18 protein-coding genes are annotated in these 24,435 nt (G+C 61.4%); 7 read left to right on the top strand and 11 right to left on the bottom strand.

What is annotated here, in order from left to right; translation table 11 throughout:
* Positions 1-105: 105 nt before the first annotated feature.
* The 5 genes from Q0072_RS17325 to Q0072_RS17305 all read left to right on the top strand — a co-directional run bounded on the left by Q0072_RS17325 (position 106) and on the right by Q0072_RS17305 (position 3,947).
* Positions 106-1,563: a glycosyltransferase family 2 protein gene (locus Q0072_RS17325; protein WP_298332795.1), complete on the top strand. Its 1,458-nt coding sequence runs from the start codon at positions 106-108 to the stop codon at positions 1,561-1,563.
* A 50-nt stretch (positions 1,564-1,613) separates the two neighbouring features.
* Positions 1,614-2,546 carry a class I SAM-dependent methyltransferase gene (locus tag Q0072_RS17320; RefSeq protein ID WP_298332793.1) on the top strand — a complete coding sequence of 311 codons (933 nt, stop codon included), beginning with the start codon at positions 1,614-1,616 and terminating at the stop codon, positions 2,544-2,546.
* Between the two features lie 4 nt (positions 2,547-2,550).
* Positions 2,551-3,345, top strand: coding sequence for an RNA methyltransferase (locus tag Q0072_RS17315; RefSeq protein ID WP_126423859.1), 795 nt, complete (start codon positions 2,551-2,553; stop codon positions 3,343-3,345).
* Between the two features lie 278 nt (positions 3,346-3,623).
* Entirely contained in the window at positions 3,624-3,764 is a 141-nt protein-coding gene (locus tag Q0072_RS17310; protein WP_298332791.1) for a hypothetical protein, read from the top strand.
* A gap of 39 nt (positions 3,765-3,803) precedes the next feature.
* The gene (locus Q0072_RS17305; RefSeq protein ID WP_013480441.1) at positions 3,804-3,947 is read left to right on the top strand and encodes a hypothetical protein; all 144 of its coding nucleotides are present in this window, start codon (positions 3,804-3,806) and stop codon (positions 3,945-3,947) included.
* Here Q0072_RS17305 and Q0072_RS17300 read toward each other — a convergent pair.
* From Q0072_RS17300 to Q0072_RS17290, 3 genes are all read right to left on the bottom strand, one after another.
* Positions 3,938-4,594 carry a glutathione S-transferase gene (locus tag Q0072_RS17300; protein WP_298332787.1) on the bottom strand — a complete coding sequence of 219 codons (657 nt, stop codon included), beginning with the start codon at positions 4,592-4,594 and terminating at the stop codon, positions 3,938-3,940. The two genes, Q0072_RS17305 and Q0072_RS17300, sit on opposite strands and share 10 nt — an antisense overlap.
* Positions 4,595-4,636: 42 nt before the next feature.
* A complete protein-coding gene (hrpB, locus tag Q0072_RS17295) occupies positions 4,637-7,114 on the bottom strand; it encodes an ATP-dependent helicase HrpB (protein ID WP_298332879.1) in 2,478 nt (825 codons plus the stop codon).
* A 77-nt stretch (positions 7,115-7,191) separates the two neighbouring features.
* The gene (locus Q0072_RS17290; RefSeq protein ID WP_298332785.1) at positions 7,192-8,775 is read right to left on the bottom strand and encodes an amino acid permease; all 1,584 of its coding nucleotides are present in this window, start codon (positions 8,773-8,775) and stop codon (positions 7,192-7,194) included.
* Between the two features lie 212 nt (positions 8,776-8,987).
* On the opposite strand from Q0072_RS17290, the gene Q0072_RS17285 reads away from it, so the two are divergent.
* On the top strand, positions 8,988-9,677 hold the full coding sequence (locus Q0072_RS17285) for an MBL fold metallo-hydrolase (protein ID WP_298332783.1): 690 nt from the start codon (positions 8,988-8,990) through the stop codon (positions 9,675-9,677).
* A 36-nt stretch (positions 9,678-9,713) separates the two neighbouring features.
* Here Q0072_RS17285 and Q0072_RS17280 read toward each other — a convergent pair whose 3' ends face one another.
* Positions 9,714-10,019: an SCP2 sterol-binding domain-containing protein gene (locus Q0072_RS17280; RefSeq protein WP_013480446.1), complete on the bottom strand. Its 306-nt coding sequence runs from the start codon at positions 10,017-10,019 to the stop codon at positions 9,714-9,716.
* A 126-nt stretch (positions 10,020-10,145) separates the two neighbouring features.
* Here Q0072_RS17280 and Q0072_RS17275 point away from each other — a divergent pair, with 126 nt between their 5' ends.
* Positions 10,146-11,330 (top strand): NAD(P)/FAD-dependent oxidoreductase, encoded by a 1,185-nt coding sequence (locus Q0072_RS17275; RefSeq protein ID WP_298332781.1) that lies wholly within the window; start codon positions 10,146-10,148, stop codon positions 11,328-11,330.
* Positions 11,331-11,334: 4 nt separating this feature from the next.
* On the opposite strand, the gene Q0072_RS17270 is transcribed toward Q0072_RS17275, so the two are convergent.
* The 7 genes from Q0072_RS17270 to Q0072_RS17240 all read right to left on the bottom strand — a co-directional run.
* Positions 11,335-11,994: a hypothetical protein gene (locus Q0072_RS17270; RefSeq protein WP_298332779.1), complete on the bottom strand. Its 660-nt coding sequence runs from the start codon at positions 11,992-11,994 to the stop codon at positions 11,335-11,337.
* A gap of 127 nt (positions 11,995-12,121) precedes the next feature.
* A complete protein-coding gene (gene rpoC / locus Q0072_RS17265) occupies positions 12,122-16,306 on the bottom strand; it encodes a DNA-directed RNA polymerase subunit beta' (RefSeq protein ID WP_298332777.1) in 4,185 nt (1,394 codons plus the stop codon).
* A gap of 121 nt (positions 16,307-16,427) precedes the next feature.
* The gene (gene rpoB / locus Q0072_RS17260) at positions 16,428-20,501 is read right to left on the bottom strand and encodes a DNA-directed RNA polymerase subunit beta (protein WP_298332775.1); all 4,074 of its coding nucleotides are present in this window, start codon (positions 20,499-20,501) and stop codon (positions 16,428-16,430) included.
* Positions 20,502-20,904: 403 nt separating this feature from the next.
* Complete coding sequence (locus Q0072_RS17255; protein WP_298332773.1) at positions 20,905-22,134, bottom strand: right-handed parallel beta-helix repeat-containing protein; 1,230 nt, start codon at positions 22,132-22,134, stop codon at positions 20,905-20,907.
* A gap of 43 nt (positions 22,135-22,177) precedes the next feature.
* Positions 22,178-22,615, bottom strand: a complete 438-nt coding sequence (locus Q0072_RS17250; protein ID WP_298332771.1) for a hypothetical protein — start codon at positions 22,613-22,615, stop codon at positions 22,178-22,180.
* A 57-nt stretch (positions 22,616-22,672) separates the two neighbouring features.
* Positions 22,673-23,795 (bottom strand): peptide chain release factor 2 gene (gene prfB / locus Q0072_RS17245; protein ID WP_013480453.1). Its coding sequence is split into 2 segments (ribosomal slippage): positions 22,673-23,725 and positions 23,727-23,795, totalling 1,122 coding nucleotides; the frame shifts between segments, so codons are not numbered across the junction.
* A gap of 91 nt (positions 23,796-23,886) precedes the next feature.
* A partial coding sequence (locus Q0072_RS17240; protein ID WP_298332768.1) for a penicillin-binding transpeptidase domain-containing protein occupies positions 23,887-24,435 on the bottom strand: 549 nt, incomplete at its 5' end.

Here is a 24,435-nt window from a genome sequence, read left to right as displayed (position 1 = left end):
ATCAACCAAAAGGCGATATTTTTCACCCTGCTTACCACCTTAGATTAGTTATCCACAGGATCATTTTCGGTCTTAAGTTGCACCCCTGAGGCCATGGGGGGAAACATGCCGCCGGAACCTAAACGCATAGCCGTCGAACAAACGGCCCTCGCCGACAGCGCGCGGCCGAACCTATACGTCGTCTCCGATTCCGCAAGAGGCATTGCGGCGCTTGATCCGCGTTTTTCAGCGCAAACAGCCCCGGTCGTCTGGCAGTGGGCAGCGCTGATGATGTTAAGCCTGACGCTGATAAGTGGTCTGTGGCTGGCGTTTGAGGCGATGACGCGATTTCTTTACGGGCTGTGCTGGGCGCTATTCATGACAAATGCGACCGTGAGACTGACCGCGTCTCTCACCCCCCGCAGACCGCACACAGCCCCGCCCCTGACCGATAGCCAACTGCCCGTCTATACGGTGATTGTCGCGCTGTACAAGGAAGCGGCCATCGCGCCGCAGTTGATTGCTGCCCTCGAAGCCCTCGACTATCCACGTCACAAACTGGAAATTCTGTTTGCTCTCGAAGACGACGATGCGGAGACGCTGATTGCGTTTGAGCCGCTTCTGGATCGCGACCTCCATCCGCATCGCCACCATATGCGCGTTGTGCGGGTCGAAAGAGGCACACCACGCACCAAGCCGCGCGCCCTGAACCTTGCGCTGAACCGCGCGTGCGGTGATCTGGTGGCCATCTATGATGCCGAGGACATCCCGGCACCGTCGCAGTTGCGCGAAGCGGCCGCCGCTTTTGCCAACCTGCCCGCACACATCGCCTGTCTTCAGGCCCCGTTGAGGCCCGCCGGGTCACGCGGCTTCATCGCCCGACAGTTCGCCGCCGAATACGCCGTGCAATTCGACGTACTGCTGCCGGCCCTGCACCGCTTCGGCCTGACCTTCCCACTGGGCGGCACCAGCAACCATTTTCGCGGCACGGCGCTTAAAGCCGTTGGGGCCTGGGATGCCCACAATGTCACCGAAGACGCCGACCTGGCCTATCGTCTGGTGCGGCGTGGCTATGGCTGCGGCCTGATTGAGGCCCCGACCCGTGAAAGCCCCCCTGAGGATACCCGGACCTGGCTGCCTCAGCGCACGCGCTGGATCAAGGGCCATATGCAAACCCTGCTGGTGCACACCCGCAGCCTTAGCGATTTACCCGTCATGACCGCCCTTGGCCTGATGTTCAGTCTGGGTTTGAACGTCTTTTCGGCCCTGTGTTACGCCCCGTTTATGGCTCTGACGCTCTGTCAGGGGTTATTGCACCTGTGGCAGCCCGATCTCGGTGGCATAGGCTTGCCCGATCTGATCCTTCTGGTGTGCGGGCTGGGCTTTGCGCAAATCGCGCTCGATACCGGAGCCCGCCGCGCCGGTTTGAAACTCAGCCTGTGGGACCGTCTGGGGCTTCCTGTCTATTGGGGCCTGCAATCCTTCGGTGCGCTGTTCGCGCTTTATCAGCTTGTCGTTCGGCCTTTCCACTGGGACAAGACAGAACACGTTCCGACCGAACCCGCACCTGCCCCGGCCTCATAGACTTAACAGGAAGATTTGACGCGGACGGCGGCGGGCGGTATGGCCAGCGCATGACCGACATCAGCCCGACGCCCCTGACCCTGCGCACCCAGCCGTGGCGCGACTATGCCCTGATTGACTCCGGCAAGGGGCTGAAACTCGAACGCTATGGCGACTATCTGGTCATCCGGCCAGAGCCGCAATGCTGGTGGTCGCCGAAATATCCAGAGCTGTGGGACAAGGCCGACGCGGTTTTCGACGCCGAAAACGAGGATGAGGATGGCGGCCGCTGGTCCTTCCGCCGCCGCCCGGACGAGCAATGGGCCCTGGGCTATGACCGCGTCAAATTCTACGGACGCTTCACTGCCTTCCGTCACCTGGCCTTCTTCCCGGAACAGGCCGCCAACTGGGCGTGGCAGAAGACCGCCATCGAAGCGTGCAAGGATCAGCCGCGCGTCCTCAACCTGTTTGGCTATACCGGCGTGGCCAGCCTTGTCTGCGCCGCCGCCGGGGCGCGCGTCACCCACGTCGATGCCTCCAAAAAGTCCGTCGCCTATGCCCGCGACAATGCCGCCCTGTCTGGCATGGAGGACGCCCCCATCCGCTGGATCGTCGAAGACGCCCGCAAATACGTGCAGCGCGAAGTCAAGCGCGGTTCGAAATACGAAGGCATCATCCTCGATCCGCCGAAATACGGGCGAGGCCCGACCGGCGAGGTGTGGCGGCTGTTCGAAGACCTGCCCGAACTGCTGGACCTGTGCGCACAGCTTCTGTCAGATGACGCGGCCTTCTTCCTGCTCAACGCCTATGCGGCGCGCGTCTCAGGCCCGGCCCTGGCGCATCTGATGGCCGAAACCATTGGCCAGCGTCCCGGCCGTATCGACTATGGCGAACTGACCCTGTGCGAAGATCCGAAGACGCCGAAGGGCGCAAGGCCGTCCGACGTCGCCCCGCGTGAATTCGGCATGTCCTTCTTTGCGCGCTGGATGAAGGACCCGGTCTAAGCCCATGTCGATAAAGCAGATTACATCCCTCACCAACCAGACGATCAAGGACATCCGCGCCCTGCACATGCGCAAGGAGCGCGAGGCCACGAAGCAGTTTTTGGCCGAGGGCCTGAAGATCATTATCGACGCGCTGGATCAGGGGATCGCGCCGCAAATCCTGATCTATGGCAAGGACGCTGATCACCACCCGCTGCTCCAGCGCGCCATTGACGAGACGTTGAAAGCCCGCGGTCAGGTGCTGGAGGTCACACGCGACATTCTCGAAAAAATCTCGCGCAAGGAAAACCCGCAGATGGTGCTGGCGGTCTTTGCTCAGCGCATCCGGCGTTTGTCAGAGATCGACCCGGACAGCCATGAGGTATGGGTGGCGCTGGAGCAGGTGCGTGATCCCGGCAATCTGGGGACCATCATCCGCACGGCTGACGCCGCAGCCATCGGCGGCGTCATCCTGATCGGGGACTGCGTTGATCCGTTCAGCGTCGAAACCGTGCGCGCCACCATGGGTTCGATCTTCGCCCTGCCCATCGTCAAATGCACGCGCGAGGAATTTATCGCCGATCGCGGCCGCTGGACGGGCTCGGTCGTCGGCACGCTGCTGACGGCCAAACACGATCACCGCAGCGCGCCGTACAAGCGCCCGACACTTTTGCTTATGGGCACCGAACAGTCGGGCCTGACGCCGGAAATTGCCGATACCTGCGATCTGCACGTTAAGATCCCGATGCGGGGGCGCGCCGACAGCCTCAATCTGTCGGTGGCCACCGGCATCATGATCTACGCCGCCTGCGGCCTGTAGGTCACCTCTTATACCAACGGTCATAAGAAGGACCGTTGGTATAAGCATGTTTTCAGCTCAAGCGCCGCATGGCTCCTCGCATAGGCTCGGGCGGGCAGTCGCCCTTGCCAACAGCGATCGAGTCAAATCAATCGCTGTTGGTATGAGCCTGTCTATCGAACCGACGGGTTTCATTACATATTTGTCATTCAGTTTGCGTTCAGATTCAGGGCAGTATGCCTTAGGTGGGGCTTGGGCTGGGTGCTTGGTCCCCTGTATCACTAACGGGATCAACACCAATGAAACTGACCTTGAAACTTCTGGCGGTAGCGGCTGTGGCCGTGACGCTCTCCGGATGCCTGATGTATCTGGAAGGGAAGGCCGACGCCAACGGCAGCCTGCAACCCAAAGGTGCCCTCACCCTCAAATCGCGCGGATAAACCGCCGTTCCTTCCTCCCCTTACCCAGAAAGATCAGATATGAAATCGCTTATGCTCAAAGTGGCCGCCCTCACCGTCCTCGCCGCCAGCCTGTCGGGCTGCGTCGTCATCGTCAAGGACGATCAGTCGAAGCCCATCCACAACCACGAGACCAAGACGACCACGACCAAGACTCAGGCGTAGTCGTAAGGCCCGCCACGGGACAGGGCGCGTTGATAGGCTTCGCGGGCGTGGATACGTTCGACGAAGCCCCGCAACAGCGCGCTCTGCCCCGCCCCGGCGCGGCTCACTGCCGCCTCGACCGGGAAGCTCATCATGATGTCGGCGGCGCTTAAGGCGTTGCCCGCAAACCAGCCGGTGTCTTTCAGCGACACCTCCCAGAAGGCCAGATGCGTCTTCAGGCCCGGCGTGACCATCTTGGCCTCAAGCCCCTTGGCGATCTGACGCGCGATCGGGCGGATCAGCCCCGGCACCCTGGCCGGAAGCTGGCTGGTGATCAGTTTCAGCAGCAAAAGCGGCATGGCCGACCCTTCGGCATAGTGCAGCCAGTAGCGCATCAGAAGCCGCGCCTTGGGGTCTGCGGGTACCAGACGCCCTTGCGCATAGGTTTCCAGAATATAGTCCACAATCGCACCCGTTTCAGCGATGGTCAGGCCGTTATCCGTGATAACCGGCGACTTGCCCAGCGGATGGATGGCCTTCAGTTCGGGCGGCGCGAACATGTCGGGATCGCGCTGATAGCGCACGATCTCGTAGTCGAGCCCCAGTTCTTCCAGAAGCCACAGCACGCGCTGCGAACGCGAATTATTCAGGTGATGGACGGTGATCATGGCAACTCCTGTGGCTTATACGTGAGGTGTGAGAGGATGGTTTTACGTGCCGCGCGGCTTGGCCCGCGTCGTGGGGTCGGCATCGCGCGGGTTTTCCGGCCAGACGTGACGCGGATAGCGGCCCTTCATATCGCTGCGCACCTCCGCCCATGAGCCGTCCCAGAAGGCGGGCAGGTTTTTCGTAATCTGGATGGGCCGATGCGCTGGCGACAACAGGGCCAGCGTCAGCGGCGTGCGCTGCGGCCCGACGACAGGGTGCTGCGTCACGCCATAAAGCTCCTGCACCCGCACCTCCAGCCGCGGCCCGCCTTCGGCCCCATAGTCGATGCGGATATTCGACCCTGTCGGCATCCGCCAGTGTTCGGGGGCCAGTGCATCGAGCGCGCGTTGCTGCTCGTAATCGAGCCGCCCCAGCAGGGCCTGAGATACGTCGCTGGCGTTCAGCGACAGCAGTGGCCGCCCCGCCGCGTAGGGCCCCAGCCAGTCGGCCAGACCGCTCAGGAGGGCCTCATCCGACATATCGGGCCAGGTGGGGTCCTGTGCGTGCAGAAAATTGACGCGCGCACGCAGACTTTCGGCATTTTCGGAAAATTTGAGGACTTTCAGCCCCTTGGTGCGGATTTCCTCAGCCTCAACCTCAATCAGTAATTCCGGCGGCACGGACGGCAGGGGCTGGCTCGACAGGATCAGTTCACCGAACCGCACCTGCGCCAGCGCGCGATAGCGGCCATTGACGCGCTCCAGCACAGTGCGCTTTTCGAGCCGATCGGCAAACAGGGTCAACACCGCGGCCTCGCTCAGGGCCGCCCCCAGCAGCACGCGGTCGCGTCCGGCCCCGCCGCCCAGATCACCCACCGCCACATAGGCCGCGCGCGCCAGCGGATCATGTTCATCGACATAGATGCCGCGCCCGTTGGCCATGACAAATTCTCCGGCCTTCCCCCTCGCCTTGGCCACACGCTCCGGGAAACATTCGGCCAGCAGGGCATGGACCGATTTGACGGGGGTTTGCGCTGACAGTGCGTCCTTCGGCAGATCACGCACCAGTTGCCCGGCCAGCCGCGCCCAGGTCTGCGCCAGTTGCCGCGCCTGCGTCACCTTGTGCGAACGCTCCTTCGACAGGCCCTCCAGCCGCAGGTCGAGATCGGTCGCCTTGCCCCCCAGACCGTTTTCCGACAACAGCACGGCCAGCGCCGCCCCCTGATCGCTCAGGCCATCGCGCGCCGCCAGCAGCAGCATGTGCCCCAGACGCGGCGACATGGGCAGCCGCCCGACCAGCCGACCATGTGGCGTCACCTCTCCCTTCGCATCAAGAATGTCCAGCCCGCGCAATAACTTCTCGGCTTCCTGCAAAGCGGCCCTCGGCGGGTGGTCGAGCAGGGCCAGCCCCTCCGTCGATTTTGCGCCCCACAGGCGCAGGTCGAGTACCAGCCGCGACAGGTCGGTATCGAGGATTTCCGGCCGCGCAAAGGGGATCAGCGACCGGTCGTTTTCTTCGTCCCACAGGCGGTAGCAGTCGCCCGCCTGCGTCCGCCCGGCCCGCCCGCGTCGCTGATCGGCGGCGGCCTTCGACACGCGCTCGGTCACCATACGCACCACGCCGCGCGCCGCATCGAAGCGCCCCAGCCGTGCCACGCCGCTATCGACCACCATCGACACCTTGTCGAGCGTCAGCGAGGTTTCGGCAATGGCCGTGGCCAGCACGATGCGCGGCGTGCCGGGGGCGTTTTTGGCCAGTACCCGCGTCTGATCCCTGGCCTCCATCGCGCCATAGAGTTTGTGCACCTCGATGGCCGACGGCAGGCCCTTTTCAGCCAGCAGGGTCGTCACGCGGTGGATTTCGCCCTGCCCCGGCAGGAAGACCAGCATCGTCTCGGCGCGTTCCGGCGTCAGCCTGGCCGCGACACGTGCCACGACCTTCGCCACATCCTCTTCCAGCCGCAGCGTCTGATCGCGGCCGGTATAGTGGGTGGTCACCGGAAAAGCGCGGCCCAGAGAATGAAACACCTCGGCATCGGGCAGGACGCCCCGCACGCGCTCACCGTCCAGTGTCGCCGACATGACAAGCAGGCGCAGATCGTCACGCAGGACGCTCTGGCTGTCGCGGGCGAAGGCCAGCCCCAGATCGGCGTCGAGGCTGCGTTCGTGAAATTCATCGAAAATGACGCAGCCAATGCCGTCCAGCGCCGGATCATCGACGATCAGCCGCGAAAACACCCCTTCGGTGACGACTTCGATGCGCGTCTGTTTCGACACCCGGCTGTCGCCACGCACGCGGTAGCCGACCGTCTGGCCCACGGGTTCGCTTAAGACCTCGGCCATGCGCATGGCCGCCGCCCGCGCTGCCAGCCGGCGCGGCTCAAGCATGACGATCTTTTGCCCAGCCAGCCACGCCTCATCGAGCAGGGCCAGAGGCACGCCCGTCGTCTTGCCCGCCCCCGGCGGCGCGATCAGGATGGCGGTCGTGCGCTCAGCCAGAAAGGCCCTCAGCGGCGCAAAAATCTCTTCAATGGGCAGCACGGTCTGTTCCGACAAAAAACGCCCCGGCTCTAAAGCCGAGGCGTTCTCTGTAACCTATGCCTGTCAGCAATCAAGGCTTAGCTGATCGGCGGCACTGAGCTGGGGGGCACGTCCGAATCATCTTCATGCACCTCAATCAGGCCCTTGCCAACGTGTGAGTGGCTACGGCTATAGGCAAAATAAATGACCAGACCGATGGCACCCCAGATGGGCAGGACCAGCTTGGCTACCAGCGGCAAGTTGAGATAGAGGCCCAGCGTACCGGCAATGGCCAGAGGCGCGACGATCCACACCAGCGGCGTCTTAAACGGACGGCGACGATCCGGGTCGGTCTTACGCAGCACCAGAACGGCAATCCCCACCATGAAGAAGGCAAATAGCGTACCGGAATTGGAAATATCCGCCAGTTGGCCGACCGGGAAGAAGGCAGCGGCAATGGCAACGAAGATACCGGTAAAGATGGTGACCCTCCACGGTGTCTTCCACTTCGGGTGCACATCGGCCAGCTTTTCCGGCAGCAGCCCGTCGCGGGCCATGACGAAGAAGATGCGCGTCTGGCCATAGATCATCATCAGGATGACCGAGGGCAGAGCAATGGAGGCCGCCAGACCGACCAGATTGCCGACCTGATCAAAGCCATTGATGCGCAGGACTTCGGCGAGAGCTTCGCGCGAGCAGACGATGGGCGCATTACCCGCTGCCGCCAGCTCCTTACAGTGGGCCGCAAACGCCGCCGAATCGGGCGACAGAACAACACCGGCGGCGTCACGCAGAGGCTGAGCCCCGACCGTGCCGATCACGCCGGCGGCGACCAGGAGGTAGAAGATGGTGCAGATGGCCAGCGAGCCGATCAGGCCGATGGGCACATTGCGCTGCGGGTTCTTGGTCTCTTCGGCGGCGGTCGAAACCGCATCAAAGCCGACATAAGCGAAGAAGATCGAGGCGGCGGCCCCTATGACCCCCAGACCGTCATGACCGAACAGGCCCGTCGGCATCAGGGGCGTGAAGTTTTCGCCTTTGAGCAGCGGCAGGCTAAGAACGATAAAGGCCGTCAGCGCCGTCACCTTGATCACCACCAGAATGGCATTGACCATGGCGCTTTCCGACGTCCCCATGACCAGCAGCCAAGTCACAGCCGCCGCCACGATAATGGCGGGCAGGTTGACAATACCGTGGCTGAAATCAGCAACCGGTATATAGCCGTTCATCGACCAAGCCGGCCCGTTACTGAGAAGTTCCGGCAAAGCAAATCCCGTCGCGTGTTCGATCAGCCCCATAATATAGCCGGACCAGCCGACACAGACGGCCGACGCGGCCACCGCATATTCGAGAATGAGGGCCCAACCGACCATCCAGGCCAGCAATTCGCCCATCACCGCATAGGTGTAGGTGTAGGCCGAACCCGATACCGGCACCATCGAGGCCAGTTCAGAATAGCAAAGCGCGGCCACCGCACAGACAAAACCGGCCACGATGAAGGAAATCATCATCCCCGGTCCGGCCTTTTGAGCCGCCGCTGCGGTCAAAACGAAAATACCGGTCCCAATGATGGCCCCGATACCCAGCATGGTGAGCTGGAAAGCGCCCAGCGAGCGATGCAGAGACTTCTTTTCTGCGGTCGCTAGGATCGCATCCAGTGGCTTAATGCGCCAAGTGTTCATTTGTCACCCTTTGATGAACTCTGATCTGGTCGGGACAATCCGTTGAGGATTATCCAGACCCCCCTATCTTTTTTACTGACATCCGTTGATGCGGAGCCGAAGGTTTTGAGCCTATAATGCAAAAGTTCACTCTGCAACCAAGTTCACGCCACAGGCTTAACCATTCTGTCACGAAGTGCCACAGTGCGTGATCCCAATTCCTCCGGACCCTCATGACCGCCGAACCCCCTATCCGCCTGTTTGTCGCCCCCGTCACGCCGCTTCAGCAGAACTGCACCGTCGTCTGGTGCACGAAGACCCATAAGGCCGCCGTGATCGACCCTGGCGGCGATATCGAGCCGGTGCTGGCTGAAATAAAGCGGCGCGGCCTGACGGTCGAAAAAATCTGGGTGACGCACGGCCATGCCGACCACGCGGGCGGGACGCAGGCCCTGCACGAGGCGACGGGCGCGCCCATCGAAGGCCCGCACGAAGACGACCGCTTCTGGATCGAGCGCATCCCGGAAGACGCCAAACGCTGGGGCATTTATGACGCCCGCAGTTTCGAGCCGACGCGCTGGCTCACGCACGGTGACACGGTGACTTTGGGCGAAACCGAATGGCAGGTGATCCACTGCCCCGGCCATACGCCCGGCCATGTCATCTTCTACCACCCCGAAAGCCAGTTCGCTCAGGTAGGAGACATTCTGTTCCGCGGCTCGATCGGGCGTACCGACTTTCCGCGCGGCAACCATGCCGACCTGATCAATGCCATCACTACGCGCCTGTGGCCGCTGGGAGATGTGCAGTTCGTCTGCGGCCACGGCCCGATGTCAAGTTTCGCAGCGGAACGCGCGCACAATCCCTTCGTCGGCGACCGCGTGATCGCGCAGTCGGCCCCCAATCGGTCAGGTCCAGGGTAATAGAAAAGCCCCGTTTTGAAACGGGGCTTTCACGGTTTAGCCTTTCAGCAGCGGCACCAGTTTCTGGGCAATGCCCATGTCGCCGATGATCTTCAGCTTGCCCTGCATGAAGGCCATCATCGGATCGAGCTGACCCTGCGCCAGCGCCTTGAGGTTGTCGATGGAGACGACGACCGTGGTATCGGCGGGGCCGTCTTCGTTGGAGACGACGTTCGGCACATTGGCGGCATTGATCAGAATCTTGCCGTCGTCACCGAAGTCGAGCTTGACGATCTTGCCCAGACCGGAGTTTTCGCCCACGGCGGCGGTGATTTTTTGCGTAATGGCGGCCAGATCGGACATGGTCATTTCCTCTGAGTGTGTGTAAGGCGCTTGAGTTGACGCCGTCAGGCTTGACCTTAACGGCAATTTTTTCAGACACAAGCGTGACCAAGCGTCAGGTCGCGGTAAATTTTTCGGGATAAGTCCATGCGTAGCTTTGATGCGGTCATAATCGGGGCCGGTGCCGCCGGATTGATGTGCGGCATTGAAGCGGCGAAGCGCGGCCGCAAGGTGGTCGTCATCGACCATGCGCGCGCCCCGGCGGAGAAGATCCGCATTTCCGGTGGCGGACGCTGCAACTTTACGCACCTTGAGGCCGCGCCCAAACACTACCTGTCGCAAAACCCGCACTTCTGCAAATCGGCGCTGAAACGCTTCGGACCGTGGGATTTTCTTGACCGCGTCATCGCGCACCACATCCCCTATCATCACAAGACCGAAGGTCAGTTGTTCTGCGACAACTCGGCCAGGGACATTATCGACATGCTGCTGGGTGATCTGCGCGCCAACGGTGGCGAACTGTGGCTGCAAAGCCCGGTGCAGGGGATCGACAAGACCCCTCAGGGGTTTCGTCTGTCCCTGCCTGACGGCGTGATCGAGACGACAAAACTGGTGCTGGCCACCGGCGGGCTGTCCATCCCCAAGATGGGCGCGACGGGCTTTGCCTATGAGGTGGCGCAGCGCTTCGGGCACGGGCTGATTGCCCCGCGTGCGGGCCTCGTGCCCTTTACACTCGGCGGGCAAAAACTCGATTATATTTCAGGGCTTTCCGGCGTCTCTCTTCAGGCGCGCGCACGCATCGGCAAGACGGTGTTTGAGGATGGTTTCCTGTTTACTCATCGCGGCCTGTCGGGGCCAGCCATGTTGCAGATTTCCTCCTTCTGGACGCCGGGACAGACAGTGGAAATCGACCTCCTGCCCGGCACCGACGCCATGGCGGTTTTGAAAGAGCGCCGCCAATCCACGCCGCGTCAGCATATCGGCAATGTCCTGCCTGACCTTGTGCCGGCACGCCTCAGCGAGCGCATTCTGGAGGCGACGATCATCGCCCCTGAGACCCGCATTGCCGACCTTTCGGACAAGCGCTTAAGCGCGCTGACGGCCCTGATGCAGCCGTGGGTGCTGATCCCCGACGGCACCGAAGGCTACCGCACCGCCGAGGTGACCGTGGGGGGTGTCGATACGGCGCAAGTGTCATCGCAAACCATGGAAAGTCAGCTCTGTCCGGGCCTGTTCATCATCGGTGAAGCGCTGGACGTCACCGGCTGGCTGGGCGGCTATAATTTTCAGTGGGCATGGTCGTCGGGCTGGGCCGCGGGACAGGCGCTGTAATGCTTTAGATAAGAGTTGCTTCGCGCCGCAGGCGTCCTTTTCCTGCGCCCAAATGCTCATCAAAATAGCCCCAGATGAACTTCCGATGTAAAGAAGCACCCTCACGACGAAGCCGGTCGATATTGCGATAAGCGACATGTCGCGTTAGCTGAGCTACTGTCCATGCCTTCGGCATACCGATGGTGATATTGAGCTGGCTTACGGCATACGCGCTCACGATGAAGACCACCAAGGTCCAGAAGAGGTCAAGCCCGCTTACCGGCCACAGAATATAGGCGGCTATAAAAGCAGCCAGACAGCCAGCGTAAAAACTTAATCCGCCATCGTGGGGGCCTGTCACCCACCCTGCCCGTCGAAAATCCGTGCGAAATTTGCCGTAGTCGAAGCCTGGCAAATCGCTCAAAAGGGTATCGGGCCGGACGGTATAACCCCGAGCTGCACACCACTCTTTGATTCTCAGAAAGACCAGAAGCGTAGGGCACTTACCGCCTCGCTTTTCAGACTCCGGCAATCCGTCCCAAAGTCTGTCAAACACCTCGCCAAGGGTAAGTTCGTGGTCAGAGCGAAAAGCGTCCGCTGGCAGGATAAAGTTTGCAGCCGCTTCTATCCGGGCAACGGCATCCGCAAGGTCTTCGCTATCGACAGGTTCAATACGCGCAGCCAAGAACCCCTCCTCGTAAAACTTGTCTGCAAAATAGCACAAAAAAGCCTCCGGAGCGAACCCCGGAGGCCGATTTTACTATGGCAAGAACCGTCTGCACCCGGTTATGGGGCAGGGGCCAAGCCCCTGCTTACTCGGCGGCAGGGCCTTCGAGCAGGACTTCCGCCGGCAGCGGTTCCATCGTCTCTTCGCGCTGATGGGCCAGAGCCTCGTCGCGCTTCAGGGCGATACGTTGCAGGCGGCGCAGGTAGGCGCCGGTGCCGACCGGGATCAGACGGCCGACGATGACGTTTTCCTTCAGACCATCGAGGGTGTCGATCTTGCCTTGCACCGAGGCTTCGGTCAGGACGCGCGTCGTTTCCTGGAACGAAGCGGCCGAGAAGAAGCTCTTGGTGTTGAGCGAGGCCTTGGTGATACCGAGCAGGACCGGAGCCGTGAGGGCCGGACGACCGCCACGCTTTTCGGCCTTGAGGTTCTCGGCTTCCACTTCGCCCTTGTCGAGCTGATCGCCCTTGATGAGGCCGGTATCGCCGGGCTCCAGGATTTCGACCTTTTGCAGCATCTGACGGACCACGACTTCGATGTGCTTGTCGTTGATCGGCACGCCTTGCAGACGATAGACTTCCTGCACCTCGTTGACGAGGTATTCGGCCAGCGCCTCAACGCCCTGAATACGCAGCAGATCGTGCGGATCGGGGTTGCCGTCGATGATGTAGTCGCCCTTCTGGATGATATCGCCGTCGTGGACGGAGATATGCTTGCCCTTCGGGATCAGGAATTCGACGGGTTCGCCACCGTCCTCCGGGGTGATCTTGATGCGGCGCTTGTTCTTGTAGTCGCGGCCAAATTCAACGCGGCCATCCATTTCAGCGATGACGGCGCAATCCTTCGGACGGCGGGCTTCGAACAGTTCAGCGACGCGCGGCAGACCGCCGGTGATGTCGCGGGTCTTGGCCCCTTCGGTCGGGATACGGGCGATGATTTCACCCGGACGGACCTCGTCCCCATTGCCGACGGAGAGAATGGCCCCGACCGGCAGCAGGTAGCGGGCTTCGGCCCCGTTCGACAGACGCTTATAGGTGCCGCTGTCATCAACCAGACCGAGCGTCGGACGCAGATCCGCCGCACGCGAAGAGGCGCGGAAGTCGGTGACGACGCGGTTGGTGATGCCGGTGGCTTCGTCGGTTTCCTCACGGACTGACTGACCTTCGGTCAGGTCTTCGAAGCGGATCTTACCGCCGACTTCGGTGATGATCGGGGTGGTATAGGGGTCCCACTCCGCCAGACGCTGGCCCTTCTTGACCTCGGTGCCTTCTTCGACGCGCAGACGCGAGCCGTAGGGCACCTTATAGGTTTCGCGATCCTTGCCATCGTGGAAGATGGTGATGATCAGGTTGCGCGACATGGAGATCAGGTCGCCGTGCGAGCCGCGAACGGTCGGAGCCGCTGACAGCTTGATCACGCCGTCAGAGGTCGTCTCATAGAAGGACTGCTCGGCCACCTGAGCCGTACCGCCGATGTGGAAGGTACGCATGGTGAGCTGGGTGCCCGGTTCACCGATCGACTGCGCGGCGATGACACCGACCGCTTCACCCATATTGACGCGGGTGCCGCGGGCCAGGTCACGACCGTAACAGGCGGCGCAAGTACCCTGTTCGGCCTCACAGGTGAGGACCGAGCGCACCTTGACCGACTGAACGCCGGAGGCTTCGATCTGTTCGACGACGTTTTCATCGACATAGGTGTCGGCCGGGACAACGACTTCGCCCGAAGCGACGTCCTTGATGTCTTCGGCCGTGGTCCGACCGAGGACGCGCGCGCCCAGCGACACCAGCACGTCACCGCCTTCGACGACGGCACGCATGGTGATGCCCTTGGTCGTGCCGCAGTCCTCTTCCATGATGATGCAGTCCTGAGCCACGTCAACGAGACGACGGGTCAGGTAACCGGAGTTGGCGGTCTTAAGCGCGGTATCGGCCAGACCCTTACGGGCACCGTGGGTCGAGTTGAAGTATTCAAGAACGGTCAGACCTTCCTTGAAGTTCGAGATGATCGGCGTTTCGATGATCGAACCGTCCGGCTTGGCCATCAGGCCGCGCATCCCGCCGAGCTGCTTCATCTGGGCCTGCGAACCACGGGCACCGGAGTTGGCCATCATGTAGATCGAGTTGATCTCTTTTTCACGGCCATCGTCGGTCTTCAGCTTGCGGCTGATTTCCTTCATCATCTCGTCCGACACGCGGTCGGTCGCCTTGGACCAGGCGTCAACCACCTTGTTGTACTTTTCACCCTTGGTGATCAGACCGTCGGCGTATTGCTGCTCGTATTCTTCCACCAGCTTGCGGGTTTCCTCGACGATTCCCTTCTTGGTGTCGGGGATGACAATGTCGTCCTTACCGAACGAGATACCGGCGCGGGCGGCTTCCTTGAAGCCCAGCGCCATCATCTGGTCGGCGAAGATCACCGTCGCCTTCTGACCGCAGTGGCGATAAACCACGTCGATCAGGTTGCCGATTTCCTTCTTGGTCAGGTTCTTTTCGAGAACGCGGACGCCGATGGAGGCGTGCAGCGGCAGGAGCGCAGCGATTTTCATGCGGCCCGGCGTCGTGTCGATGACGCGGGTACGCTGAACGCCGTCCGGGTCCACTTCGGTGAAGCGGCACTTGACCTTGGCGTGCATGGAGACGACACCGGCGTCGAGCGCGGACTGGATCTCGTTGAGATCGGCGAAGATCATGCCTTCGCCCTGCTCACCGTCCTTGACCAGCGACAGGTAGTAGAGACCCAGCACGATGTCCTGCGACGGCACGATGATCGGCTTGCCGTTGGCGGGGCTGAGGATGTTGTTGGTAGACATCATCAGCACGCGCGCTTCGAGCTGCGCTTCGAGCGACAGGGGCACGTGGACGGCCATCTGGTCACCGTCGAAGTCGGCGTTAAAGGCCGAACAGACGAGCGGGTGCAGACGGATCGCCTTGCCTTCGATCAGCTTCGGCTCAAAGGCCTGAATGCCGAGGCGGTGCAGCGTCGGGGCGCGGTTGAGCAGGACCGGGTGTTCGCGGATGACCTCTTCGAGGATATCCCACACCTGCGGCTGCTCGCGCTCGACCATGCGCTTGGACTGCTTCACGGTGCCCGACAGGCCCTTGGCGTCGAGGCGCGCATAGATGAAGGGCTTGAACAGTTCCAGAGCCATCTTCTTGGGCAGGCCGCATTCGTGCAGCTTCAGTTCCGGACCGACGGTGATAACCGAACGACCGGAATAGTCCACGCGCTTACCGAGCAGGTTCTGACGGAAGCGACCCTGCTTACCCTTCAGCATGTCAGCCAGCGACTTCAACGGACGCTTGTTGGCGCCGGTGATGACGCGACCGCGACGGCCGTTGTCGAACAGGGCATCGACCGATTCCTGCAACATCCGCTTTTCGTTGCGGATGATGATGTCCGGCGCGCGCAGTTCCATCAGGCGCTTCAGACGGTTGTTGCGGTTGATGACGCGACGATAGAGGTCGTTGAGGTCCGAGGTGGCGAAACGGCCACCGTCCAGCGGCACCAGCGGGCGCAGTTCCGGCGGGATGACCGGCACGACCGTCAGCACCATCCATTCCGGACGGTTGCCGGATTCGATGAAGTTTTCGATCAGTTTCAGACGCTTGGACGCCTTCTTGGCCTTCATTTCCGACGGATTGTCGGCCAGCTCGGCGCGCAGCTTGTCGGCGACCTCGCTGAGGTCCATCGACATCAGCATGTTGCGGATGGCTTCGGCCCCGATTTCAGCGGTGAAGCTGTCGTCGCCGAACTCTTCCTGATAGCGGTAATACTCGTCTTCGCTGAGCAGCGAGTTGAGCTTCAGCGGCGTCAGGCCCGGCTCGGTGACGATGTAGTTTTCGAAGTACAGAACGCGCTCAACGTCCTTCAGCGCCATGTCGAGGAACATGGCGATACGGCTGGGGAGCGACTTCAGGAACCAGATGTGAGCGACCGGAGACGCCAGCTCGATATGGCCCATGCGCTCACGGCGAACGCGCGACAGAGTCACTTCGACGCCGCACTTTTCGCAGATAATGCCCTTGTACTTCATGCGCTTGTACTTGCCGCACAGGCATTCGTAGTCCTTGGTCGGACCGAAGATACGGGCGCAGAACAGGCCGTCACGTTCCGGCTTGAACGTGCGGTAGTTGATGGTTTCCGGCTTCTTGATCTCACCGAACGACCACGACAGGATCTTTTCGGGCGAGGCCAGGGTGATGCGGATCTGGTCGAAGGTCGGGGCGACCTGGACCGGATTGAAGATATTGAGGACTTCCTGGTTCATATGAATTCCAGCTTTCCGTCATTAGAACTTAGTGGGCAGCGATGCGGGGGCAGGCCCCCTCCACCACTTCGTGGTCCCCCTCCCCCGCTACACAGGGGAGGAGAGTAGGCGAAGGTCAGGACTATCCCTGCCCGTTTTCCAGTTCCACGTTCAGACCCAGCGAACGCATTTCCTTGATCAGGACGTTGAAGCTTTCCGGGATACCGGCTTCGAAGCTGTCGTCGCCGCGGACGATGGCTTCATACACCTTGGTCCGGCCGGCCACGTCGTCCGACTTCACGGTCAGCATTTCCTGCAGGGTATAGGCGGCACCATAGGCTTCCAGAGCCCAGACCTCCATTTCCCCGAAGCGCTGACCGCCGAACTGCGCCTTACCACCCAGCGGCTGCTGGGTGACGAGCGAGTATGGCCCGATGGAGCGTGCGTGGATCTTGTCATCGACAAGGTGGTGCAGCTTCAGCATGTAGATGATGCCGACGGTGACCGGACGCTTGAACTGCTCACCCGTCAGACCATCGTACAGGATAGACTGACCCGAACGATCGAGACCCGCAAACTCAAGCATGTTCTCGATGTCGTTGATGTGCGCACCGTCGAAGACCGGGGTCGCAATCGGCACGCCGCGCGCCAGGTTCTTCGCCAGTTCGATCAGCTCTTCTTCCGTTTCCGGCAGCTCCTGATCGGCACCATAGGCACCCTTCAGGTGGTCGATAAGCGCCTGCTTCTGACCGCCATTCTGCCACTCTTCGAGCAGGTTGGTGATCTGCTTGCCGATATTGGCGCAGGCCCAGCCGAGGTGAGTTTCGAAGATCTGACCGACGTTCATGCGCGACGGCACGCCCAGCGGGTTCAGCACGATATCGACGTGCTCACCATCGGCGAGGAACGGCATGTCTTCGACCGGGAGGATCTTGGAGATAACCCCCTTGTTGCCGTGACGCCCGGCCATCTTGTCGCCCGGCTGAAGCTTGCGCTTCACGGCCACGAAGACCTTGACCATCTTCATGACGCCTGGCGGCAGTTCGTCGCCGCGTTGCAGCTTTTCGACCTTGTCCTCGAAGCGACGGTCCAGACGCTTGCGGGCGTCTTCGAACTGGCGCTTCATGGCCTCCAGTTCGCCCATCAGTTTCTCGTCTTCGAGCGCGATCTGCCACCACAGGCCCTTCGAGATTTCGGAGAGCTTCTCTTCGGTGATTTCACCGCGACCCAGACCCTTCGGGCCCGAAACGGCGGTCTGACCGAGGATGACTTCCTTCAGGCGGCCATAGATGTTGCGCTCAAGGATCGACAGTTCGTCGTCGCGGTCCTTGCCCAGACGCTCGATTTCGGCGCGCTCGATAGCCATGGCGCGTTCGTCCTTGTCCACACCGTGACGGTTGAAGACGCGGACTTCGACGATGGTGCCGGCGACGCCGGGGGGCAGACGGAGCGAAGTATCGCGCACGTCCGAAGCCTTTTCACCGAAGATGGCGCGCAGCAGTTTTTCTTCCGGCGTCATCGGGCTTTCGCCCTTCGGCGTCACCTTACCGACGAGGATGTCGCCCGGTTGCACTTCCGCACCGATGGCCACGATACCGGCTTCGTCGAGGTTGCGCAGGGCTTCTTCGCCGACGTTCGGGATGTCGCGGGTGATTTCTTCTGGCCCAAGCTTCGTATCGCGGGCCATGACTTCAAACTCTTCCAGATGGATAGAGGTGAAGATGTCATCGCGCACGATGCGTTCGGAAATCAGGATCGAGTCTTCGAAGTTGTAGCCGTTCCACGGCATGAAGGCCACGAGGACGTTGCGGCCCAGAGCCAGATCACCGAGGTCGGTAGACGGACCGTCGGCGATGATGTCACCGGCCGACACCTTGTCACCGACGTTCACGATCGGACGCTGGTTGATACAGGTGTTCTGGTTGGAACGCTGGAACTTCGACAGGCGGTAGATATCGACGCCCGGCTTGGTGGGGTCGAGTTCATCCGTAGCGCGCACGACGATACGGGTGGCGTCCACCTGCTCGATCACGCCGGTACGGCGGGCGGCAATGGTGGCCCCGGAGTCGCGGGCGACGACCGATTCCATGCCGGTGCCGACGAAGGGCGCATCGGCCTTCACCAGCGGCACGGCCTGACGCTGCATGTTCGAACCCATGAGGGCGCGGTTGGCGTCGTCGTTTTCGAGGAACGGGATCAGGGCCGCGGCGACCGAAACGACCTGCTTCGGCGACACGTCCATGTAATCGACGGTCGGAGCCGGTTGCAGGCCCGGTTCGCCGTTGACACGGCCCGGCACGAGGTCTTCGACAATGCCTTCGTCACCCAGCTTGATATTGGCCTGAGCGATGACGTGCTTGGACTCTTCCATAGCCGACATATAGACGACTTCGTCCTGCGGCTTGCCATCGATGACCTTGCGGTACGGGCTTTCGATGAAGCCGTACTTGTTGACGCGGGCGTGGGTGGCCAGCGAGTTGATCAGACCGATGTTCGGGCCTTCCGGCGTTTCAATCGGGCAGATACGGCCATAGTGGGTCGGGTGCACGTCGCGGACTTCGAAGCCTGCGCGTTCACGCGTCAGACCGCCCGGCCCAAGGGCCGACAGGCGGCGCTTGTGCGTGATTTCCGACAGCGGGTTCGTCTGGTCCATGAACTGCGACAGCTGCGACGAGCCGAAGAATTCACGCACCGCGGCCGCCGCCGGCTTGGCGTTAATCAGGTCGTGCGGCATGACGGTGTCGATATCGACCGACGACATGCGCTCCTTGATGGCGCGTTCCATGCGCAGCAGGCCGACGCGGTACTGGTTTTCCAGCAGCTCGCCCACCGAACGCACGCGACGGTTACCGAGGTTGTCGATATCGTCGATTTCGCCGCGACCGTCGCGCAGACCGATCAGGATGCGCAGGATCTTCAGAATGTCGTCCTTACGCAGGGTGCGCTCGGAGTCGGCGACGTCCTGCTCAAGACGCATGTTCATCTTGACGCGACCCACAGCCGACAGGTCGTAGCGCTCCAGTTCGAAGAACAGGCCCTGGAACATGGCTTCGGCGGCTTCGATCGTGGGCGGCTCGCCCGGACGCATGACGCGGTAGATGTCGAACAGCGCGTCTTCACGCGAGGTGTTCTTATCGACGCGCAGCGTGTTGCGCAGGTACGCACCCACGGTCACGTGGTCGATATCGAGCACGTCGATGGTGGTGAAGCCCTGCTCTTCCAGCACCTTGATGGCCGCCGGGTCCAGCTCGTCACCGGCTTCGGCATAGATTTCGCCGGTCTCGAAATTGACGGCGTCGCGGGCCAGATACTTGCCGTTCAGGGCGTCCGGCGACAGCAGCAGCGCCTTCACCGTGTCGCCCAGCTTCTTGGCGGTACGCGCCGAAATCTTGGTCCCGGCCTGCGCGACCACTTCGCCCGAGTCAGCGTCGATCAGGTCGAATTCCGGCTTCACCCCGCGCCAGCGCTCGAACTTGTACGGCGTGATCCAGCCGGCATCGCGCTTCTCATAGGGCACGACGTCGTAGAAGGTGGTGAGGATTTCTTCACCGTCCATGCCCAGCGCCGACAGGAAGGTCGTGGCGGGCAGCTTGCGGCGGCGGTCGATACGCACATAGACGATGTCCTTGGCGTCAAACTCGAAATCGAGCCACGAGCCACGGTACGGAATGATGCGCGCGCCAAACAGGAGCTTGCCCGACGAATGGGTCTTGCCCTTGTCGTGGTCGAAGAAGACGCCCGGCGAACGGTGCATCTGCGACACGATCACGCGCTCGGTGCCGTTGACGATAAAGGTGCCCTTGTCCGTCATGAGCGGGATATCGCCCATATATACGTCCTGCTCCTTGATGTCCTTCACCGAACGGGCACCCGTGTCCTCGTCCGTTTCGAACACGATCAGGCGCAGCTTGACCTTCAGCGGGGCGGCATAGGTGATGTCGCGCTGAATGCACTCTTCGACGTCGTATTTCGGCTCTTCGAACTCGTAAGAGACGTATTCGAGGGTCGCACGCTCGTTGAAGTCCTTGACCGGGAAGACGCTCTTGAACACGGCTTCCAGACCGTCGTCAACGCGCTCCGAAGCGCGGACGAAACGTTGCAGAAATTGTTCGTAGGAGGAGCGCTGAACCTCGATCAGGTTCGGCATACGGATCGCTTCGGGGATTCGGCCAAAAGACTTCCGAATCCGCTTCTTTTCGGTGAACGATAAGGCCATCGTTGTTCCTGTAAAGCGTTTAAGACGCAGTGAATGTGTCGAGAGACCCCGAATGGGGCATTGAGAAACAGTTGGATGCGCCCGCTCTTTTATGACCGCTTGGCGGTCAAAGACGCTGTTTTTCAATAACTTTCCAAACAGAAAGTCAGGCCCCATCGCCGGTGGAAAGAGCAGAAGACCGGCATTCGGGCACTTAGCTTGCGAGCCTTTGCGGACGGAAAAGTGGGGGCCACTTTTCCTGCAAGGCTCGGTTTAAGACGCAATACGCCTTAAAAGGGAGGATGCCATAGCGCAACTGTCCCCGCTTGTCGAGGGGGTGTGGGGGATTATTTTTTGCAGATCAGCAGATACTCAATTGACCCTGCCGCTTTAACACCTCCCCCTGAAATCAGAGAGGGGCTATTTAGCGCGAACGCCCGTAATCCCCGTTCAGCAGGTTCTTAAACCCCGGATCGGCAATGGCCTCCCCGGCCCCCAGTTTCTGGCCCAGCAGAGCGGCGGCGTCCCCATCCGGCGACCAGTAGAGATTGCCGCTGTGCGTCGCCGACATAAAGCCGTGCGGATTATCCGGCCCCAGATAGATGCGGTGCGGAGCCGTGAGATAGAAGATGTTGTTGGTGATGCTCACCCCGGCGTCGCGGTCGCCGGCGCAACCGTTCCAGCAGATCGACCAGAAGATCGCGCGCAGCGACCAGAAGTCCTTGTCCGTAATGTCCAGAATCCGTGTACGGATGATGATATTGCCGTCGATCTTCAGGTTACGGATGCCATTGGTGCCGACGAACTTATCAACGTCGTCGCTGATATTGTGGGCAATAGTCACGTCGTGCGTATTGCCGGCGATTTCCAGAAAGCCGCCCTTGGTATTGCGCGACAGATTATGGTGCACAAAGGTGTGGTGCGCGTCAAAGAAACGGTCCTCCCCGTCCAGTTCGACCGCCGCTCCGTCATTGACATAGGCGCCACCGTAGAAGCCGTAGTTTTCGATGCGGTTGTGCGCCACCTCATTGTGCGGCCCGACGATGACAATGGCCATCGCGCCCCAGTATTCGGTGATGCGCGAGGCATCGTGGAAATAATTGCCCTTTACAAGTGAGCTTGCGCCACGCACGCGAACACCCACCGGCATGTTGTTGAATTCATTATTCTGTAGGGTGACATGAGAGGTGGTGGCGTCGGTATAGATACCCGCCATATCGGTCACTAATTTGTGCTGATGGCTTTCCTTCCACGGCAAGGGCGGCTCATCCGGCGGCGGGGTGGCCCCGTCATAGAGGTAGAGGTTTTCGACGGTCACATGGCTGCCGTACACCGAGACGACTCGCCCGAATTCCAGCCCGAAGCGCGGGTTCATCAGCTTCGGCGCGGGCCCCTCGCCATAGGCGCTGATGATGATGGGTTTGGTCTCGGTGCCAGACTGAGTGATCTTCAGATGCCCGACAAAGGCCGTGCCACGCGCCAGCAGCACCCGGTCACCGGGCTCAAGCGTCTGGGCATTGACGCGGCTGAGGCTACGCCACGGTTGCGCCTGGCTGCCCGGCTGGGCGTCATTACCCGTCGTCCCATTGACGTAGTAATCCGCCGCCATCGCTGGCCCGGCCAGACACCACAGCACACCGATCCATTTCCACATCGCCGCCTCCATTGCCGCTCAGTAAGGCAGGGCGCGCAGCCAATTACAAGCCCGGCATCAGTGCCAGACGCGCCCTGTCCTTCGAGCGTCCGAACAGGCGCAGTAGGGCCGCCTGTTCGCTCAGGGTCGGCACCCGCACCCCTTCGATCCACGCATCACTTTCGATTTGCAATTCATGCCATTCGCCTGTCGAAAACACCTGTAACCCGCCCATAAAGTCGATCTCCAGCCCATCGTCTGGACGATACTGGAAATAAGGGCTGGAGCGAAATCGGGCGTCGGCACGCGGCGGACTCACCGCCACGCCCAAAGCGATCCGCGCGGCCTCGATCACCTCTGAAGGGCCATAGACATCAACGTCGCGCACCGTGACCGGCTCCCCGCTCAGATACAGGGCCGCCGAGCCAATCAGCCACCATGGCTGTTCGGGCGGCATCAGACGACGGATCAGGTCCAGCGAGCGGCGAAGGTCGGGCGGCATGGGCGTCTTGGCAATGGATATAAAAAAAACCGGGGCGCAAACCCCGGCTTCTCAGTTTTACTCTTCGACGGCATCGCGGGTCGCGCCGACCCGCTGCGCCAGCGACGCCCCCATGAAGGCATCCAGATCACCGTCCAGAACCCCTTGCGAATCCGAGGTTTCCACATCGGTGCGCAGGTCCTTGACCATCTGATAGGGCTGAAGCACGTAGGAGCGAATCTGGTGCCCCCAGCCGATATCGGTCTTCTGGTCTTCCAGCGCGGCCTGTGCCGCCTCGCGCTTTTGCAGTTCCAGTTCGTACAGGCGCGCGCGCAGCATCTTCCACGCTTCGTCGCGGTTGGCGTGCTGCGAGCGTCCGGCCTGACAGGCCACGGCTATACCGGTCGGGATGTGCGTCAGACGCACCGCCGAGTCGGTCTTGTTGACGTGCTGACCGCCGGCCCCCGACGCGCGGTAGGTATCTGTGCGCACATCGGCCGGATTGATGTCGATGACGATGGTGTCATCGACCACCGGATAGACCCACACCGAAGCAAACGAGGTATGGCGGCGCGCATTGGAATCGAAGGGCGAAATACGCACCAGACGGTGCACCCCGGCCTCGGTCTTCAGCCAGCCATAGGCATTGGTGCCCTTGACCATGATGGTCGCCGACTTGATGCCCGCCTGTTCGCCGGGCGTCTCTTCTTCGATGGACACCGTCATGCCGTGCTGGGTGGCCCAGCGCGTGTACATGCGCAAAAGGATACCGGCCCAGTCGCACGACTCCGTGCCCCCGGCCCCGGAATTGATTTCGACATAGGCGTCATTGCCGTCGGCTTCACCGGACAACAGCGCCTCAAGCTCGGCGCGCGCGGCCTTTTCTTTGATGGCTTTCAGCATGGCACGGGCTTCTTCGAGCAGTTCCTCGTCGCCCTCCATATCGGCCAGTTCGGCATAGTCGAGCGCGTCCTGAAGCTCTTTGGTCAGGCTGTTGACCGCATCGACGCCACCGCTCAGCTTGGTGCGCTCGCGCATCACGGACTGCGCCTCTTCGGGCTTGTCCCACAGCGTCGGGTCTTCGACCCGCGCATTCAGTTCGTCGAGACGTCTTAGAGCGACGTCCCAGTCAAAGACGCCTCCTGAGCAATCCGATGGATTGCTCGATGTCCCTGGCCGAAGCCTCAACATCCAGTCGCATTACAATGTCCTTACGGTAAAAAAGGTAGCCGTGGGGGATAGCCCTGTTGCCGGGTAATGGCAAGAGAAACCGGGGTTAAGGATATAGGCCCTTAATAAAGGACCTCCTCCTCGATCTCATCGACGTACTTCTTCTTTTTCGGCTGTTCCTGCGGCGTCGTCTGATTGGACGGCTGCCCGGTCAGGCCATCGCGCCACACCTCGGTATAGGGTTTGGGCCCATCCACCACATCAGGTGCGCGCTCGATGGGCTTCGGCTCGGTACCCGGACGGAAGGCTTCTTCGTGGCCGCGGATGGACACATAGACCGCGTCCTTCGGCTTACGGAAGTCCTTGACCGGTTTGTTCTTCGTCGCCGCCGCCATGAAGTCGATAAAGATCGGCAGGGCCGCCGAACCACCGGTTTCCGACTCACCCAGAGAACGATTGTCGTCAAAGCCGACAAACACCCCGGCCACCAGATCGGGCGTGAAGCCGACGAACCACGCCGAGCGGTATTCATTGGTCGTGCCGGTCTTGCCGCCCAGCGGGATGCCCAGCGCGCTGGCGCGTGCCGCCGTGCCACGCTGTACCACGCCTTGCAGGAAGGAGTTGATCTGATAGGCAACGATGGGGTCCATCACCTGCTGGCCTTCGGGCGT

The sequence above is a fragment of the Asticcacaulis sp. genome (genome assembly GCF_027484505.1).
Taxonomy (GTDB): domain Bacteria; phylum Pseudomonadota; class Alphaproteobacteria; order Caulobacterales; family Caulobacteraceae; genus Asticcacaulis.
This window is presented reverse-complemented; position numbering and strand designations above follow the sequence as displayed.